At 46.2% G+C, this 18,487-nt stretch carries 14 protein-coding genes; all 14 read left to right on the forward strand.

Going from position 1 to position 18,487, the window contains the following annotated elements; all coding sequences use genetic code 11:
* Positions 1 to 676 precede the first annotated feature (676 nt).
* The 14 genes from ACSFXN_RS06185 (at position 677) to ACSFXN_RS06250 (ending at position 18,250) form a co-directional block, all read left to right on the forward strand.
* Positions 677 to 1,630: a VOC family protein gene (locus ACSFXN_RS06185; protein ID WP_437149322.1), complete on the forward strand. Its 954-nt coding sequence runs from the start codon at positions 677 to 679 to the stop codon at positions 1,628 to 1,630.
* Positions 1,631 to 1,649: 19 nt separating this feature from the next.
* Entirely contained in the window at positions 1,650 to 2,450 is an 801-nt protein-coding gene (locus ACSFXN_RS06190) for an adenylyltransferase/cytidyltransferase family protein (RefSeq protein ID WP_437149323.1), read from the forward strand.
* Between the two features lie 17 nt (positions 2,451 to 2,467).
* A complete protein-coding gene (locus tag ACSFXN_RS06195) occupies positions 2,468 to 3,364 on the forward strand; it encodes an isocitrate lyase/PEP mutase family protein (protein WP_300989192.1) in 897 nt (298 codons plus the stop codon).
* Positions 3,361 to 4,782: an FAD-binding protein gene (locus tag ACSFXN_RS06200; RefSeq protein WP_301857366.1), complete on the forward strand. Its 1,422-nt coding sequence runs from the start codon at positions 3,361 to 3,363 to the stop codon at positions 4,780 to 4,782. The genes ACSFXN_RS06195 and ACSFXN_RS06200 overlap by 4 nt, the downstream gene beginning before the upstream one ends.
* Before the next feature lie 18 nt (positions 4,783 to 4,800).
* Entirely contained in the window at positions 4,801 to 5,535 is a 735-nt protein-coding gene (locus ACSFXN_RS06205) for an SDR family NAD(P)-dependent oxidoreductase (RefSeq protein WP_300989190.1), read from the forward strand.
* Positions 5,536 to 5,556: 21 nt separating this feature from the next.
* Positions 5,557 to 6,006: a GlcG/HbpS family heme-binding protein gene (locus tag ACSFXN_RS06210; protein ID WP_437149898.1), complete on the forward strand. Its 450-nt coding sequence runs from the start codon at positions 5,557 to 5,559 to the stop codon at positions 6,004 to 6,006.
* Between the two features lie 5 nt (positions 6,007 to 6,011).
* Positions 6,012 to 7,391, forward strand: coding sequence for an FAD-dependent oxidoreductase (locus ACSFXN_RS06215; protein ID WP_300989189.1), 1,380 nt, complete (start codon positions 6,012 to 6,014; stop codon positions 7,389 to 7,391).
* Between the two features lie 14 nt (positions 7,392 to 7,405).
* A complete protein-coding gene (locus ACSFXN_RS06220; RefSeq protein ID WP_300989188.1) occupies positions 7,406 to 8,254 on the forward strand; it encodes an aspartate/glutamate racemase family protein in 849 nt (282 codons plus the stop codon).
* Between the two features lie 196 nt (positions 8,255 to 8,450).
* The gene (locus tag ACSFXN_RS06225; RefSeq protein WP_437149324.1) at positions 8,451 to 10,283 is read left to right on the forward strand and encodes a V4R domain-containing protein; all 1,833 of its coding nucleotides are present in this window, start codon (positions 8,451 to 8,453) and stop codon (positions 10,281 to 10,283) included.
* Positions 10,284 to 11,068: 785 nt separating this feature from the next.
* Positions 11,069 to 12,271: an acyl-CoA dehydrogenase family protein gene (locus ACSFXN_RS06230; protein WP_300989186.1), complete on the forward strand. Its 1,203-nt coding sequence runs from the start codon at positions 11,069 to 11,071 to the stop codon at positions 12,269 to 12,271.
* 53 nt (positions 12,272 to 12,324) lie between these two features.
* A complete protein-coding gene (locus ACSFXN_RS06235; RefSeq protein WP_300989185.1) occupies positions 12,325 to 13,278 on the forward strand; it encodes a VOC family protein in 954 nt (317 codons plus the stop codon).
* Between the two features lie 246 nt (positions 13,279 to 13,524).
* Positions 13,525 to 14,376 carry an alpha/beta fold hydrolase gene (locus tag ACSFXN_RS06240; RefSeq protein WP_437149325.1) on the forward strand — a complete coding sequence of 284 codons (852 nt, stop codon included), beginning with the start codon at positions 13,525 to 13,527 and terminating at the stop codon, positions 14,374 to 14,376.
* 18 nt (positions 14,377 to 14,394) lie between these two features.
* Positions 14,395 to 15,900, forward strand: coding sequence for an FAD-dependent tricarballylate dehydrogenase TcuA (gene tcuA / locus ACSFXN_RS06245; protein WP_437149326.1), 1,506 nt, complete (start codon positions 14,395 to 14,397; stop codon positions 15,898 to 15,900).
* Positions 15,901 to 16,129: 229 nt separating this feature from the next.
* On the forward strand, positions 16,130 to 18,250 hold the full coding sequence (locus ACSFXN_RS06250; RefSeq protein ID WP_437149327.1) for a glycoside hydrolase family 3 protein: 2,121 nt from the start codon (positions 16,130 to 16,132) through the stop codon (positions 18,248 to 18,250).
* Positions 18,251 to 18,487 lie beyond the last annotated feature (237 nt).

An 18,487-nucleotide genomic window follows, 5' to 3' on the forward strand; every position in this document is an offset into this window, starting at 1 on the left:
CCCTCCGGGGTCTCAGGACTCGCCCTATTCCCGCAGGAAGCGAATCATGCAAAAGTAGTTTTGCATGATTCGTTTGCGACGAAGCTAGCGCAGCGATGCAGGAGCACAATGTTTGCCCTCGCCGCCTTCCGCTGCATTCAGCTCTCTTTTGTCACTTTCAGAGACTCTCTAAAAGTGTGACGGTTTCGGAAAGCTCTCAAATGTTTGTGCGTGCTCTTTAGATATGGAGCCAAACAGACTGCTCCTGCGCAAGCTCTTCGCAAAGACTCAGTCTCGCAGGCTTCAGCTAATGTCTTGCCTGCGGGGGCAGCGCGGCGACGAGACAGCCGAGACCCTGTAACGCTCTTTCATGTCTCGAAGCTAGCGCAGCGATGCAGAGACAGAGACAGGAGCAAAGCGGCGAAGCTGCTTGGCGGAATATCGATTAAGAAAGTTCACACTAAAACAGATTCTAAACTTACTCAATATACTTAAGACGCTAGGAAGGAAAAAATATTCGCTATTTTTTAGATCGTAACAAGTTCGAAAATCAAAAACCAACAAAAACCAACGGAAAAATTCTTCGGAATCGAATAATTTCTACTCTAGTATGTAGTTTTTTATTTGTGTAATATTTCAGTATATTCTACAAATTCTTTAAAAGTAATTGTAAACGCATACAAAAGGCGGGGATAAAATGGGCAATCCGGAAATTGCGAAATTAGGCTATGTGGCATTGGTTACTCCAGATTTAGAAAAATCTTTGCATTTCTTTAAAGAAGTGATCGGGCTCGAAGAAACAACGGTCATCGATGGCGTCCATTATTTGCGGGCATGGGGTGATTTTCAGCACCATACTTTATCTATTGAAAAAGGCGACAGCGGCCATGTGAAATATATCGGCTGGCGTACGAAAAATCGGGAAGACGTGGAAGGGTTTAGAGAATTACTGGATCAAGACGGGATACCGGTGGACTACCTGGCTGCTGGAACGACTCCAGGCATTGGCGAAGCCATTCGTTTTAAATTGCCGAGCGGCCACACTTTTGAATTATATTATGATGTTGAACGCCCGGCAGTCGAAGAAAGCCGGAAGTCGATTTTGAAAAACCAGACTTACAAATCGTGGGCTAAAGGTGTGTCACCAAGAAGACTTGACCATGTCAATATCCACACTTCCACAGATGCAGGCATCACCTATGACTTCCTAAAACAATTGGGCTTTAATATGCGGGAGTATTTGCGGGATGACAATGGCGACGTTATCGCCGGCTGGATGAGTGTTACCCAGCTGGTGCATGATATTGCAGTCGCACAAAAACCATTTTTGCCGACGCCGGCGCGCATCCACCACATATCGTATTGGTCGGATGATTCCCAGGATATCTTGAGGGCAGCCGATATTCTCCGCGAACATAATATCGATTTTATCGGGCCAGGCAAGCATGGTATTTCGCAGGCGCTTTACTTATATGTCATGGATCCCGGCAGCGGCTTCCGAGTCGAATTATTCACGGGCGGCTATTTGATTTTTGAACCTGATTGGGAACCGGTGGAATGGACAATGAAAGATCGGGCATTCGGCAATACGTATTGGGGCGATACTGTCCAGGACAAGGAATTGAACAATATCACAATCGAAGCAAAATAAGGAAGAGAGGCGAAACGCTATGAAAACAATCGAGATCAATCACGCCAATTTGCAGCACTGTCAGCAAACGCTTCCGCCGCATGTAATCGCTTTGGGATTTTTTGACGGACTTCATAAAGGACATCGGAAAGTGATTGAAACAGCCCGAAGAAAAGCGGATGAACTGGGCTTGCCTTTATCGGTCATGAGTTTTTTCCCGCATCCGAAGAGCGTGTTGTCAAAAGGGCAAAAAAGAGTCGAGTATCTTATGCCATTGGAAAAAAAGCAGCAGAGGCTAAAAGAGCTGGGCGTCGATTATTTCTTGATTGTTGAATTCAGTTTGGATTTCGCTTCTCTTTCTCCTCAATTATTCGCTGAACAGTATTTGGCAGGGCTTGGAGCAAAGCATGTGGTTTGCGGCTATGACTACACTTATGGTTTCAAAGGAGCCGGCAATGTCAACACGCTTTATGCACATGGCGATGGCAATTATGGCGTTACCGAAGTTGCAAAAGTCGATCTTTGCGGCGACAAAATCAGTTCAACCCGAATCCGTGAAAGCCTGGCAGTAGGGGATATCGAATTTATCCAGAACCTGCTTGGCGAACCTTACACGGTGGAATGGTGTCCGGAGAATGGATTATTGCCGCAATATACTTTGCCGGCTCGCGGCGAATATGTCGCCACGGTGAAATGCCATGACCGGGAAATCGTAGGCATTCTGCAAGTGACAGCTGACCAGCAAATCAATTTCAACCGAGTTGGTTTTATCTCCGATCGGATGATGACAATCAAATGGCATAAAGAAGTGGAAGAAACTGCTTTCAGTTTAATGACTTAATGACAAAGGATGGTTGGATGTCAAAGAACAAACAATTCAAAGCGCTGCTTCAGCAGCCAAATGCATTTATTTTGCCAGGAGCATATGACGGCATGACGGCGCGTTTAATAGAAGAATCAGGATTTCCCGCCATTTATGCGACAGGAGCTGGAATCTCGAATGCTCAGCTTGGCTGGGCGGATGTAGGGTTAACGGCTGTCACAGAAATTGCGGACGTGGTCAGCCGGATGTCGGACGTCACGAATGTGCCGATTGTCGTTGATGGCGATACCGGATTCGGTAATGCCATCAATTTAATGCGCACCGTGAAACAGCTCGAACGGGCCGGCGCTTCCGCTATCCAGTTTGAAGATCAAGTGGCGCCGAAGAAATGCGGCCATTTTGGCGGGAAGCAAGTCATTTCAAAAGAAGAGATGATCTACAAAATTAAGGCGGCAGTGGATACACGGAAAGACGATAATCTCTCCATCATTGCACGGACGGACGCTTTGGCTGTGTACGGTATGGGCGAAGCGCTGGATCGGGCAAATGCTTATAAAGAAGCTGGCGCTGATGTGATTTTTGTGGAAGCGCCGACAACCATCGCGCAATTGATGGAAATTACCGCAAACGTACCCGATATTCCGCATATCATCAATATGGTGGAAGGTGGCAGTACGCCGCTTGTATCGCTGGAGGAAGCGGAGGAAATGGGCTTCCAAATCATGCTTTGCGCCAATACGGTGCTGCGCTCCGCCATTAAAGGGATACAGGAAAGCTTGCGTGTCTTAAAGCAGGAGCGATCGCAGCAAAATATCCACGATTTGATCTGTACATGGGAAGAAAGGCAAGAACTGTTTAAGCTTAAGCAAATCAAGCAATGGGAAAAAGAGTACCTTGAATTTGATAGAGCAGAGGAGGCGCCGAAACGATGACAAGAGAAGTGGATTATGATATCGCCATTATTGGCTGTGGAGCTGCAGGTACAGCAGCGGCTTTGTCAGCGGCGGAAAAAGCGAAAGAACAAAACAAGAATATCAGAATCGCCATTATTGAACGGGCCGATTTTGACAACCGCGGCGGCAATTCGCGTTGGACAGCCGCTTATATGCGAATGGAAAACATCGATCAGCCAGCAGCAAACTTCAAAGAAGATATGCTCGCTTTTTCGGATAATTTTTCTGACCGTGCGTACATTGAGACTTTATATGATGAAGCTGGGCCTACATTGCGCTGGGTTGAATCGAAAGGCGTCGAATTCGGTTATTTGCCGACAATGTTCTTAACTGCTTCAAAACCTCGGCTATTGCCGGTTGGCGGCGGACGCGCTTTAATCGATACGCTGTCGCTGCGCGCACGGGCGCTGAATGTTGAAATTATTTATGAAGCGACAGCCTGGGACTTGAAACTCGATGAAGAAGGTGCTGTTGAAAGCCTGAAAATCCGAGTCAAAGGCGGAGAAAGTCTGGCACTAAAAGTGAATTCCGTTATTTTGGCAGCTGGCGGCTTCCAAGGCAGCCAGGAAATGATGGCCCAGTATATCGGCCGGGATGCTCATAAGATTCCGCCGGTTGCGGAAGGTGGCTATTACAATAAAGGCGAAGGGATCCGTATGGCGCAGCAATTAGGAGCTAAAGGAACCGGCCAGTGGGATTCGTTCCACGCCGAACCGGTCGACCCACGCAGTAAACGCGAAGAAGCAGGCGTCATGACTTACCCATACGCCATTCTGGTGAACCAGCGCGGAGAACGCTTCACCGATGAAGGGGAAGCGACAATCGACGAGCAGTACGAAGCCGTGGCGCGAAAAATCTTCTATGATCAGCCTGGCCATATCGCCTATATGATTACGGATCAGAAAATGTATGATATCCCGAATTACGAGGAAGCGCTGCAAACCGAACAGCCGCCGATTGTTTCTGATACGATCGAGGGCTTGGCAGAGCAGTTGAACATCAAACCGGAAAACTTGAAAAAAACGGTCGAAGAATTTAACAAAGCTGTGCAGCCTGGACAATTCTTATGGAATGTAAAAGACGGCAAGCAGGCAGTCGGCATTGAACCGCCAAAATCCAACTGGGCGATTCCGATTGATCAAGGTCCTTTTATCGCTTATCCAATCGTCTGCTGCAATGTTTTCACCAATGGCGGAATCGCTACGGATATCCATGGCCGCGTCGTTTCCAATGACAACGAACCGATTCCGGGATTATACGCAGCTGGAGAAATGACCGGTCTGTATTACGGCAAATATCCAGGCGGCACATCCGTGCTGCGCAGCCTCGTGTTCGGAAAACGTGCAGGAGAGCATGCGGTTCAGTATATCGCTTCAACGGTGAAAACTTATTCGTAACATAAGGAGGTGAAGCATATGTTAACAGGAAAAGTGGCATTCGTTACAGGCGGCGGCCGGGGAATCGGCCGTGAAACAAGCCTGCTGCTGGCTTCTTACGGAGCCAATGTGGCAGTTTGTGCCAGAAGCGAAGAAGAATGCAAGGAAGTCGTCCAGGCAATCGAAGAGCAATACGGCTTAGAAGCCATTGCAGTTACTTGCGATGTCGGAGATGAACAAGCAGTAGACCGGGCAATTGAACAAGTGAAACAGCGCTTCGGGAAAATTGACATTTTGATCAACAATGCCGGAGTTATGAGCATGAAGCCGATCACGGAACTGTCCGTCGAAGAATGGAAATGGGTCCATGACATCAATGTCCATGCACCGTTTTATTTAAGCAAAGCGGTCGTTCCGGAAATGATCGAAAGAAGAGAAGGCGTCATCATTAATATTTCTTCTATTTGGGGCACAAAAGGCGGACCGAACCGCAGCGCCTATATTTCATCCAAACATGCCATTATCGGATTTTCAAAAGCATTAGGCGAAGAGTTGAAGCCTTATGGGGTCCGGGTAAACGCCGTTTGTCCTGGTCCGGTCGATACGCAAATGATGGCGGTGCTTGGCGCCGGAGTAAACAAATCCAGCTGGCTGCAGCCGATTGATATCGCGCACGTCATCGTTGATCTTTGTTTACCGAAAATGAAAGCCGTCACTGCTTCTTCGATTGAAGCGTTCGGATACGGCCAGCCGGTCGCAGTTTCACAACAATAAAACTAAAAGGGGTAGATTAAAATTAGCGAATTCATCACAGCAATCGAGTCGAAAAACATTAGCCTGGCATTAGCCACAAAATTACTGGAAGCAGCAGCAGAAAAAGGCAAGGAAATGGGCATACCGTTCAGCATCGCCATCGTGGACCGTGTCGGTAACTTGAAAGCTTTTTCGGCAATGGACAATGCACCTGTATTGAGCCTGGATATTGCACAGAACAAAGCGTTCTCTGCAGCAACGTATAACCGTGCCACTCATGAATGGTACGACCGTTTGAAAGACGATCCACCCCTTTTGCATGGCTTGGTCCATACAGAGCGTCTAGTGATTTTCGGTGGCGGTTATCCAATCAAAATCAACGATGAATTGATTGGCGGCATCGGTGTCAGCGGCGGCCATTACTCTCATGATATGCAAGTATGCGAAGCGGCTTTAGAAGTGTTAAGCGAATTGTCTTCAAAGGTAGTGTAAAGCCTATGCAAGATACTTATAACTTGATCATTGTCGGTGCCGGTATGGCTGGCTTATGTGCAGCGGCGGAAGCAGCTGCACAAGGAGCTTCTGTTTTGGTGCTTGAGAAAGAGAAAGATTTTGGGGGGAGTTCATTGCTCAGTGGACGCTATATGGCGTTCGCCGGAACCGATCTCCAGAAACAAGAAGGCATCGACGATAAATCAGAATTTCTGGTTGAAGATATGCTCGCTGTCGGCGAAGGAAAGAACGAAATTGAATTGGTGGAAGCCTATGGCGAACACCAATTTGAAACTTATGAATGGCTCGTTTCCACTGGGGTCCAGTTCCATAAAGTCCAGGCAGTAAGCGGCCACAGTGTTCCGCGGGGCCACACCATTACGCCGCAGCAGGCTATTACCGCTTTGTATGAGGCGGCAGCAGCATCCGGAACTGTGGAATTTAGAACAGGAGCGGTCGTCAAGCGTCTGCGTAAAGATGAAAATGAGCGTGTTTCACAAGTGGTTTTTGAACATGCCGGCAAGACAAAAACAGCATCAGCTGAGAACGCTGTATTGCTCACTTCAGGCGGCTTTTCGAAAAGCGAGGAATTGCTTGAGAATTTTGCGCCGCAATTAACCGGTGCCATTCGCATCGGCGGCAAAGGGAATGTCGGAGACGGCATCAAACTGGCCAGCGAACAAGGTGCATGGCTGCGTGATTTCCCTTATTTAAAAGGGACATATGGCTTTCATCCAACCGCAGACGGTCCCAGAAAATCGCAGGCATTGGCGTTTTATAAAGGCGCCATCATCATCAATAAATTTGCAGAGCGTTTCGTTAATGAATCGATTTCTTATAAGCTGATTGGTACGGAGGCTTTGCTGCAGCCGGAACGAATCACTTATCAGATTTGGGATCAGCCTATTATGGACCAAGGCGTTCCAGGCGATGCTCTTTACGATTTCGAAAAGCTATTGGCTCTCGGATTGATTGAAAAAGCGGAAACGCTGGAGGAGCTTGCAGAAATCATTCAAGTTCCTGCTGAAAAGCTGAAAACCACTGTTAAGGAATATAATAGAGATATCCAAAACGGCGGAGACCAGAAATACGGCCGCACTACCTTAACGCATCATTTCGGAACACCAACACCGATCCACAACGCACCGTTTTACGCAATGCGGACAACAGTGGCGATGCTTGCGACGTATGCGGGCGTCAGTGTCGACAAATCCGCCCGCGTCTTGAATGCGTTCAATGAACCGATTGAAGGCTTATACGCTGCCGGCGAAATTGCGGGCGGATTTCACGGTGCGGGTTATATGACAGGAAGTTCACTCGGCAAAGCCGCTATTTTTGGCAGGATAGCCGTTCAAGCCGCATTAAAAAAACAGGCTGTTCTTTAGGGGGACTGAGGGTTTTGAAAATTTGGCATCAGAGTTTGACGTCTATTGAACAAGTGCCGGCTTATCGGGATGCGGTCATCAGCCACATCCAGAAAGTGGCACGGCCGGATGTGGAAGTTGTGCTTCACGGCATGGCAAGTGAAACGTATCCGAGCGATTATCCAGGCCATTTTATCACTTATGCTTATTTGCAGAACTTGCATAAAGAGCAATTTATCCGCAATGCGTTAATTGCGGAAAGCGCCGGCTACGATTGTATGTTTATCGGCACTATTCCGGATGTCGGTTTGCTTGAGGCACGGACATTGGTTGATATTCCGGTGATTGGATATGGGCAGGCTTCTTTCCATATTGCCTCCATGCTCGGGGACCGCATCGGCATCGTAAATTTCCTGGAGCCGCTGGCGGATCAATTGCGCAGCAATGCGGAACGCTACGGCCTTGGCAATAAATTAGGGCCGATCGTCCAGACTTCCATCGGTTTCTACGATGTACTGGCAGGCTTTGAAAATCCACAGCCGGTCATCGACAGCTTTATCGCAAGTGCGGAGAAAGCAATCGCTCTTGGCGCTGATGTGATCGTACCTGGCGAAGGGCCATTGAATGTCTTTTTAGCTGCACATGGGATTTCCCGGATCGGCGATGTGCCGGTTGTGGATTCTTTTGCAGCGGGAATCAAGATGTGTGAAAGCTTAACAGACCTTAAAGTGAATTCAGGCGTAACGCTTACCCGCAAAGGGTATTTCAATGCAAAGCCGCCAGAAGACGCAGTGAAAAAACTGCGTGCGTTCTACAACCAGGAAAGCGATATTCATGCCGGCCTGGATTACGGCCTATCTGTTAAAGCGGGCGTCAATATCTGACTTTGCAGAAATGCCTCCGGCTCCTGGCCGGAGGTTTTTTTGTTATGTGCCTCTGTCAAAAAAATAAATGAGAATTATATCTAAATATTTCGTATAATTCGTATAAGCATTTATTTATTATGCTTTGCGAAAAGGGATGGGAAAAAGTTCTGGAGTTTTGTTCTTAGAGACCACTATGGCTACAAGGGGGATTTTCATGAGAAAACTGGAAACATTTGATCAAAGTGAAGATAAAAAAATCTCGACGACTTCTGCCACTTTCGGGTTATTAAGAAAAGAATTGATTGAAAACCTGGGAGTTCAGCGCGCAAAATCATTTTTGCTTCGATATGGTTGGAATCTGGGGAAAGCCCATGCAATAGATGTTCTGAAAGTCGGCGGCACGACCGAACAAATGCTGGAAAAAGCAGGGGCATTGCATTATGAAACCGGGCAAATATCCCGTCTGGTATCCAAGCGTGAAGTGATTTTGGATGAGCACGGGGAAGTAGCACGAATTTCAGCTTGCGGAGAATGGATGGATTCTTTTGAAGTGGCGGAACATGTGAAAAACCACGGGATTTCAGATTGCCCTGTCTGCCATACGTTGACAGGTTTTGGGAGCGGTTTCACTTCAACGATTACGGGCCGCCGCGTTTTTCTACGGGAAATAGAATGCCGAGGCAAAGGGGATGCCACGTGCACGTTTGAAATGAAGCTGGAAGAGGATTGGGACATTGAGGAAATGAAAGAAGAAATCCAGTTGTACCAGGAAAGCCGGTTTATCGATGAACTCAATTATACGTATGAACAATTGCTCGACCGGAAAAATTTCATTGAAAAAGCATCTGCTTTCCATGACACGTTGACGACAAGATTATCCGACGGCGACTCGATTGAAGAAATGATCAGCACCATTTATGACGCTTTGAATATTCCGGTCTCGATTGAAGACTTGAATTTCCATCCGAGAGTATACCGGGGAATTGATGAGATCCAGTATAAAACCTTCAGCGAAGATTTCTTGAACTCCATCAATAAAACAAAAAGCGGGAAAATCCTTTATTCGTCGTATGACCAGACCTTTGTAATAAAAGGAAAGGTCCATAAACGGCTTGTATCGCCCATTATCGTCCAGAAAAAGCCGATCGGCTATATCACTTTTTTCTATTTGGACAAAGATGCCGAAGCGGAAAACGAAACCATGTTTATCCAGCGCGCAGCGACTTCAGCAGCTCTTTACTTTTTGAATGAGAAAACCAGCCTGGAAGCGGTGGAAAACATCAAAGCCTACTTCTTTGAGCAATTGCTGCAAAAACAGTATTCCTCAGTTCCAAGCATTGTCTACCGGGGATACTATATGGGCATCGATTTAAAAGAGCCATTTTTCATTGCCAGTTTAAAATGTACTTCTGAACATCTGGATGTCACAAAAGTGGAGCTCCTCGACCAAATCATTCAGTCGATCACGCGCTATTTGGAAATGCAAAGCTATAAGATTCTGATTACCGAATACGAAGGTTCGATTGTCATGCTGCTGCCGAAAGTGGAGCGGCTCAACTATATGCTGGAAAATATCCTCAAGCACTTAAGCCATGAACACCGCCATATTGCTTTCCAAGTCGGCATGAGCAGCCAGCATGAAACCATCGAGACGATCGATGAAGGTGTGGAAGAATCGAGAGTTGCGCTGCGCTTGAATACAGCCGACAAAATCGCCACTTTTGAAGAAGTCAGCATCATCGGTTCGTTGATCAATTCAAAAAATATGCTGACCATCCGACGCATCGCCAAAAAAGAATTAAATCCGATTTTCGAACTGAAAGACCATAAGCGAGACGAATTGTTGAAGACGCTTTATGTGTTCTTGCTGAACGGCGGAAACCTGCAGCAATCGATCAGCGATTTATCTCTGTCGATGAGTGGGCTGATGTACCGCATCACGCGCATTGAAAAATTGCTGGACAAAGATTTACGCAATCCAGCTGTGGCCTATGAGCTTCTATTGATGCTGGACGCATTAAAGATTCTCGGCGATATTGATGTATAGAACTTCCCAGCTGCCAACTGTATGCAAGAGGCCATCCAGAAAAGTCTTTTCACTGACTTTTTTGGATGGCTTCCTTTTATATTCTGTATTTAAAAAGACAGTATTATTAAGGTCGTTCGGTCGCTTAGGGCGTGGCTCCCGCAAGAAGCTTAGCACAAACCGCTAATCTTCTTGCTAAAAAACCTTCTGCTCCTGCACCGCTGTGCTAGCTTCGTCGCAAAGGAAATGCCCCAAACTACTTTTGAGGCATTTCGTTGCCTAGCCCTTTGACGCGCCTCTCTTGGTGAGGTTTTCTTTAAGACGTATGAAATGATGTGACTATATATTATAGAAGAAAATGATAATACTTTGTGACGCGGCGTACCGCCGCATTGCTTTTTGCATAAGGTATGTTAGTCGAATACATAATTTAATCAGTAGATATTTCATAGAAAGCCAAAGCAAATTTGCTCTCTATTATTAATGAGCTTACCCAGTGTAGGCGCGTCCAGGGGCGAGACGGAGCAATGAGACGAGTGCTTTTCTTGGCTCATCGCGGGAGTCCTGCCCTAAGCGGCCGAAGCGGTATACACAATGACTCCATTTAAATTCAATCTCTTACTACTCATGCGCATTTATTAAAAAGAATTAACGGAAAAATGATGGAAAAGAAGATTCTCAAGAAAAAAACTAATAGTTTTTATTGGAAAAAGTACGGAAATCGAATGGTTTTTCATCTTTAATTAATTCTGAAATTTCTTTAAATTGAGTATAGAAAGAAAATGATGCAGAGGAGTGGAACGAATATGAATCCTGTAATCCAACATGAAAGCAAAGTCGACGTGGTAGCAGCGGCAAAATCGCTGATTCCGTCTTTGAGAGAACGCGCAAAAGAAACGGATGAAATCGGCCGTATTCCTGAAGCGACGATGAATGAATTGAAAGCATTGGGATTGTTTAAAATGCTTCGCCCTAAACGCTATGGCGGGCAGGAACAGAATATGCGTACTTACAGTGAAGCAATTGTTGAGATTTCAAAAGGCTGTGGGTCTACTGGCTGGATCGTGGCACTGTGTGCCATACGTGAATTGATGGTGGCCGAGTCATTCAGTGAGAAAACGCATAAAGAAATATTCGGGCAAGATGAAGACGATGTGCTTTTTGCAGGAGTTTACGAACCGCGCAAATGCATCGCCAAAAAAGTGGACGGCGGCTATTTGATAGAAGAAGGGTTCTGGATGTTCTGCTCAGGATCTCAACACGCCACATGGGGATATTTCGGCATGCCAATCCTAAATGACGAAGGCAAGATGGTTGACCAGGTGTTGATGACGCTTCCATTCAGCGAAATGGAAATCATGGATGACTGGAATGTAATGGGCTTGAAAGGAACAGGCAGCAATAGTGTGAAAATGCATAATGTCTTTGTTCCAGATCACCGCTGTACATCGTTCGTCAAAGCGCTTGACGGGAATTTTGAATCTGCCCATTTGCGTGATATTCCGCTTTATCATACAGCGCTTTTCCCGGCATTGATTTTGTCGCTTGGTTTGCCAGGAGTGGGAATGCTGCGTTCAGCAATGGAATTTTTCAAACAAGGTTTGCCGAATCGACGAGCAGCACATATGGGTGTCGAATTTATTAAAGATGCGGCAAGCACACACTCCATTATAGCGGAAGCGGAATTGAAAATTGAAACGGCAGAGATGTTCTACTTTAAAGTCGCAGATGATTTGGATGCCAGCGCACAAGCAAAAGAATACATGGGCCGCCATGCTCGCGTGAAAACGTTAGCGGATATCGGCTATGCCAATCAATTGTTGAAAGAAGCGATGGATTTACTGATGTCAGCAAGTGGATCCGGTTTTGCGTATAACGGACATCCAATGCAGCGAATCCTGCTCGATTTTCTGGTTTTGCACTCTCACCGTTCTTTATCGCCGATCATTACAAAAGAAAACTTCGGACGGGTATTGGCAGGGCTCGAATCGAATGCAATCCGTTATTAATACTTTGAAATGTACACGCTTACAAAAAACAATTGGTTAAAGGAGGTTTTACGGTGAAACCTGAAATTGCAAAACTGGGTTATATTTCATTGGTATCGGCCGATTTGGAAAAGTCGCTGATATTCTTCAAAGACGTAATCGGTTTGGAAGAAACTGAAGAAAAAGACGGGGTCCATTATTTGCGGGCATGGGGAGACTTTCAGCATCATACCTTGTCCATTGAACAAGGGGACCGCGGCTATGTAAAGCATATCGGCTGGCGCACCAAGAAAAAAGAGGACGTCCAAGGCTTTAAAGAGCTTCTGGAAACGAACGGTGTGGCAGCAAGCGATGTAGAAGCCTGGAAAACGCCGGGCATCGGAGCATCCATTGCATTTCAAGTGCCAAGCGGCCATACCTTCCACTTTTACTATGATGTGGAGCGGCCGCCGGTGGATGAGCATCGCCGTTCCGTACTGAAAAATCAGACGTATAAATCCTGGGCAAAAGGGGTGTCGCCTCGCCGGCTGGATCACGTCAATCTCCATACTTCGGCAGATTCATCCGACACTTATTCCTTTATGGAAAATATACTCGGGTTTAAAATGCGTGAGTTTTTAGCGAACGATGCGGGAGATGTACTGGCTGGCTGGATGAGCGTTACGCAATTAGTGCACGACGTGGCGCTCGTTTCACGGCCGGAAACTCCGACGAAAGCGCGTCTGCACCATATCTCTTACTGGCTGGACGACTCACAGGATATTCTGCGCGCAGCTGATATTCTGCGGGAACATAATTTTGAATTCGTGGGTCCTGGAAAACATTCCATTTCCCAAGCCCTGTACTTATATGTAACGGATCCAGGTAGCGGCTGCCGCGTAGAATTGTTCACGGGCAGTTATTTGATATTCGAACCTGACTGGGAGCCAATCCATTGGCATGAAAGTGAACGTGCTTTCGGCAATACGTATTGGGGCGACAGCATCACAAACAAAGAGCTTGTAAAAGAGACGATTGAGGCATTGTAAAGAAAATGTTACAAGCTAAACCTTGATTCAACCCTTTTAAGAGAGAAATCATCAAAAAGCTATCTAAGTAATTCTCTCTCTTTTAAAAAGCTTCTCCAGCGAAGGCGCGTCCACGGGCAAGGCGAAGCAAGAAGACAGATAATCTGCCTGGCTTCTTGCGGAAGTCCTGCCCAAAGCAGCCGAAGCGTTATATAAAAGGATAATTCTTAATTTCAATTTATATCGACAATAGAAAGGGGCAAAAAAATGACTTTATTGACAAATACCGTGACACAGGAAATTGTTCAAACAGAGAATTTTGCTACTTATTTAAACCGTTCAGGCGAACAGAACACGGAGACGATTTTGTTCTTGCACGGTTCAGGTCCAGGAGTGACTGCTTTCGCCAACTGGCGGAGAGCGCTTGAAGAAGTGGGAGAAAACTTTCATTGCTTGGCGCCGGACCTCTATGGTTTTGGGAAAAGCAGCCATCCGGATGTACCGCTGAAAAATCGCCAGCAATGGACGGATCAATGGGTCAAGCAGACAATTGAACTGCTGGATCACTTGAAACTTGAAAAAGTGCATGTGGTCGGCAATTCCCTGGGCTGCTCGATTGCTCTTGAATTATTGCTTGAATACCCGGAACGTTTTGAACAAGTGGTATTGATGGGGCCTGGAGGCACGCCTAATACCAAATTGAGTCTTGAGCTGGCACGGGCAAAAGGTTTTTACGACAATCCTTCCAAAAAGAAATTGAAGCAGATCATGAGCTGGTTTGTTTATGACGAAAAAGAGATGCAGCCGGTCATCGACAGCATTCTGGATGTCCGCTACGAAACAGCGATGCAGCCGGAAGTGCACCGCTCGAACGATTCGATTTTCTCGACAGCTGCTGTTCCGGTGCCGGTTGTGGCGCTGAACCGCATCGAGAACGAAGTGCTTCTGGTCCATGGCTTGAACGATAAAGTTTGTTCAGTCGAGTCAAGTTATTATTTAGCCCAGCATTTGAAAAATGCGCAGCTGCATGTTTTCGGACAATGCGGGCATTGGGCACAGCTTGAAAAGAAAGACAGTTTCCACGAACTCATCCAATCATTCTTTAACAAGAAAATATAAGAAATGGGAAGTGGCCATATGGAATCCAGAACTGATACCCAATATGAAACGGATGTGGTGATTATAGGGGCCGGCAACGCGGCAATGTGTGCAGCTCTGGCTGCGCAGGAACAAGGCGCGCGCGTCATGGTCCTTGAAAAGTCGCCTGAAAAAGAAAAAGGCGGCAATACCACATACACCCATGGTTCGATTCGTTTTGCGTATAACGGAACAGAAGACATACAGGCGATCATCCCGGATCTTGAAGAAGAGGATCTCAGTATGACGGATTTCGGAAGTTATAGTGAAGAGGAGTATTATGAAGACCTTTGCCGCATGACCAATTACAAGACTGATCCTGAATTAGCTTCGATTCTAACGGGTGAAAGTTTTGAAACGATGAAGTGGCTGACACAGCACCACATTAATTTCATTCCCATCTACGGCCGGCAAGCTTTTAAAATCAATGGCATTTTCAAGTTTTGGGGCGGCATGATCCTGGAATCAGTCGGCGGCGGCCATGGATTGGTTGAAGCGCTTCATAACGAAGCAACACGCCAAGGCGTCCAAATTTTATACGATACGATGGCAGTTGAATTGCTGCAAGACGACGACGGGATTCAAGGCGTCAAAGTGAAAGAGCAAGGGCGCAGCAAAATCATCCGTGCAAAAGCAGTTGTCATGGCTTCTGGTGGTTTCCATGCCAATGTTGAAATGCGCACCAAATACCTCGGTCCTAAATGGGATGTTGTCCATACGCGGGGCAGCCGCTACAATACGGGTGAAGGCATCCAGATGGCTTTGGATATCGGCGCGCTGTCAGCTGGCAACTGGTCGATGGCGCATGCCGTGACGGGAGACCGTTACTTGCCTGATTTTCAAGAGGGTTTCCAGCGGCTGAGCTATCCTTTCGGCATCTTAGTTAATACGGACGGCCAGCGCTTCTTGGATGAAGGCGCCGATTTCCGGAATTATACGTATGCCAAATACGGCCGCTTGATCTTGGAACAAAAAGACAATTGCGCTTGGCAGATCTTCGACGGCAAAGTTTCTCATTTGCTGCGCGAAGAGTATAAAGGCAAACAAGTGACGAAAGTGAAAGCGAACTCGCTTGAAGAACTAGCCGCTAAAATGGAAGGCGTCAATAAAGAAAAATTCCTCAAGGAAATTGCTGAGTACAATGCAGCAATCGATGAAGCAGTGCCGTTTAATCCGAACGAAAAAGACGGCCGGGGAACGGAAGGGCTTGAGGTGCCTAAGACCAATTGGGCGAACCGCATCGACACTGCTCCGTTTGAAGCCTATGCCGTAACTTGCGGCATCACGTTCACATTCGGCGGATTGAAAATCAACGAACAGGCAGAAGTCCAAAACACGATGTACCAGAAGATCAACGGTTTGTATGCTGCCGGTGAAGCGGCTGGGGGATTGTTCTACGATAATTACCCAGGCGGCGCAGGATTGATGGCGGGGGCTGTATTTGGAAAAATTGCGGGTGAACAGGCTGCCCAATATGTGAAAACTGAAGTGGCTGAAAAAGTTTAATTTTCTTCGTGAAATTTTATTTGTAAAACGCGTTCTGGAATTCTCTTTGCTGAGATTCCGGAACGCGTTTTTTTATTGGCAAAGGGTATTGCAATAAAAGGAAGTGACAACTTCTCTTTATTAGAACTGACGATCAAACTTTGTTAGGGTTAGATTATGTATTTGATTATGGAAGACTAGTGTAAAGAAGAACGTTGCAGTCATAAGCTTTAAAGGAGTGGAGTTTACCATGAACAAAGAGCAACCGGAGTTACAAGTTAAATCGAAGAAACTTATCGAGGTAGATGGATTGAAATTTAAAGACTTGAACGGCGATGGGAAACTGGATCCTTATGAGGATTGGCGGCTGAGCCCTAGAGAACGCGCAGAAAACTTGGTAACATTGATGAATTTGGATGAAAAAGTTGGGATGATGCTTATCAATTCCCGCCAGATGGGGCTTACCCAAAAAGATAAAAGCAAGACAAGCCATAATGGGGTGTTGGATGAAGCAATTGTAGAAGAAAGTGAGAATATTTTTGCGGCTACAAAAATATATGGGACTTCTCATACAATTGAAAAAATGCATTTGCGGCATTTTATACTAAGAGACAATTGGGGCCCAGCCGAGACGGCGGAATGGGTCAATACGATGAATGAAGTCTGCGAAAGCACGCGCTTGGGCATTCCTTGCTTAATCGCATCCAATTCACGCAATGAACATGCAGAACCTGTTTTTGGCATGAATGACGCGTCAGGGATTTTTTCTACATGGCCCGGAACACTGGGCCTTGCTGCAGCCGCTAAAGGAGACATGAAAAAAGGCGGCGATGCGTCGCTGATCAGCCAGTTTGCTGAAATTGCTCATGATGAATGGGACGCTGCCGGTTTAAGGAAAGGCTATATGTATATGGCGGATACGGTTACAGATCCACGATGGCAGCGGATTTACGGTACGTTCGGCGAAGATCCGGTATTTATATCCGACGCGATTGGGCGTATCCTCAGAGGTTTTCAAGGGGATAAGCTTGGAAAGCACAGCATAGCGATGACCACGAAGCATTTTCCTGGCGGGGGGCCAAGAGAGAATGGGTTTGATCCGCATTATGAAGAAGGAAAATGGAATTTATATCCGACGCCTGGAAGTTTGGAAAAGTATCATTTGCCGCCATTCCAAGCTGCGGTTGAGCATGGAACTTCGTCCATCATGCCTTATTATTCAATTCCAAGCATTGATAAAAGCGCTGGCCAGAAACTTGGAGGGGAAGACATTCCTTTTGAAGAAGTAGGCTTTGCATTCAACCATTACTTTTTAAACGATATTCTCAGAGGCAAATTAGGTTTCAAAGGCTATATCAACAGTGACAGCGGCATTATCAATAAAATGCCTTGGGGCGTCGAAGAGCTAAGTGAAGCTGAACGTTTTGCGAAAGCAGTCAATGCCGGGACTGATTTAATCGCCGATACCAATGATATTGAAAATCTTAAGTCAGCTGTCGTAAAAGGCTGGATCAGTGAAGAGCGGATCAATGAAGCGAATACGCGCCTGTTGACGGAAATGTTCACATTGGGGCTGTTTGATGACCGGACATATGTATCGCCGGAATATGCTACTGCAGTAGTGGAAACACCGGCCCACTGGGAAGCGGCTTATGAAACCCATAAAAAGTCGGTTACAGTTTTGAAAAATCAGCAGGAAACTTTGCCGTTGACAGCGGCAAAGCTGGACGGCAAAAAGATCTATGTGGAGGTTTTTCATAAAGATCCAGAACGGGCGGCGATTTATACCGCAAAAGCTCGAAAAGAAGGCGAGGAGTTAGGGAAACTGTCGCTGACGGAACATTTCAGCGAAGCGGATGCCGCAATTTTGTTTTTGCATCCGATTTCCGGCGCCTATTTCTCTGCAACTCCCGGGCTTTTGGAACTCGATCTATGCGAAAAAAAGACAGTGAAAGCTCTGGACGGCACAGACTATGAAGAAACGACTTTGACCGGTATGGACCGTTTGAAAGATATTGTTGCTGATTTGCATGGCCGCGGCGGCAAAGTAATTATGAGTGTGAATATCACCTTGCCTTGGATACTAGAAAATGTTGAGCCTTTGGCGGATGCCTTGATTGCTGGCTATGACACGTTCTATAAGGCGCAATTTGAAGTTATTGCAGGAAACAGCCAACCAGCAGGTGTTTTGCCATTGACATTGCCAGCCAGTGAAACAGTTATTGCTGTAGATGAAAAAGGCAATTGTGTTTCAAGAAATGACGTGCCAGGCTACGACAAAGACCTCTATATGCCGGAAGGGCTTACCTACGCTTACGAAGACAACGATGGCAATATTTACAAGCTAGGTCACGGCTTATCTTATAACTGAATTTAGTATGTATAGCTAGACAGATTAACGAAGCTTCTTTCAATAAAAGCAGGAAGTGTGAAGAAAAGAGAGCTTAACTCTAAAACAAGGCAAATAAATTGTAATATAACTTATGAACGCGTAGAGTTTTACTTAATAGCTTAATAAAAGGTCAGCTTTTAAGTTCAAAATAAACCGCTTGGGAATTTAAACTCTATAAATAAAGGCGGTTTAGAGAAAACGACATTGGGATACCGG

This window comes from Planococcus sp. 1R117A (assembly GCF_051417975.1).
GTDB lineage: Bacteria > Bacillota > Bacilli > Bacillales_A > Planococcaceae > Planococcus > Planococcus shenhongbingii.

Coding starts and splice junctions, on each gene's coding strand:
- ACSFXN_RS06185 (WP_437149322.1), top strand. CDS start 677: ATGGGCAATCCGGAAATTGCGAAATTAGGCTATGTGGCATTGGTTACT.
- ACSFXN_RS06190 (WP_437149323.1), top strand. CDS start 1,650: ATGAAAACAATCGAGATCAATCACGCCAATTTGCAGCACTGTCAGCAA.
- ACSFXN_RS06195 (WP_300989192.1), top strand. CDS start 2,468: ATGTCAAAGAACAAACAATTCAAAGCGCTGCTTCAGCAGCCAAATGCA.
- ACSFXN_RS06200 (WP_301857366.1), top strand. CDS start 3,361: ATGACAAGAGAAGTGGATTATGATATCGCCATTATTGGCTGTGGAGCT.
- ACSFXN_RS06205 (WP_300989190.1), top strand. CDS start 4,801: ATGTTAACAGGAAAAGTGGCATTCGTTACAGGCGGCGGCCGGGGAATC.
- ACSFXN_RS06215 (WP_300989189.1), top strand. CDS start 6,012: ATGCAAGATACTTATAACTTGATCATTGTCGGTGCCGGTATGGCTGGC.
- ACSFXN_RS06225 (WP_437149324.1), top strand. CDS start 8,451: ATGAGAAAACTGGAAACATTTGATCAAAGTGAAGATAAAAAAATCTCG.
- ACSFXN_RS06230 (WP_300989186.1), top strand. CDS start 11,069: ATGAATCCTGTAATCCAACATGAAAGCAAAGTCGACGTGGTAGCAGCG.
- ACSFXN_RS06240 (WP_437149325.1), top strand. CDS start 13,525: ATGACTTTATTGACAAATACCGTGACACAGGAAATTGTTCAAACAGAG.
- tcuA (WP_437149326.1), top strand. CDS start 14,395: ATGGAATCCAGAACTGATACCCAATATGAAACGGATGTGGTGATTATA.
- ACSFXN_RS06250 (WP_437149327.1), top strand. CDS start 16,130: ATGAACAAAGAGCAACCGGAGTTACAAGTTAAATCGAAGAAACTTATC.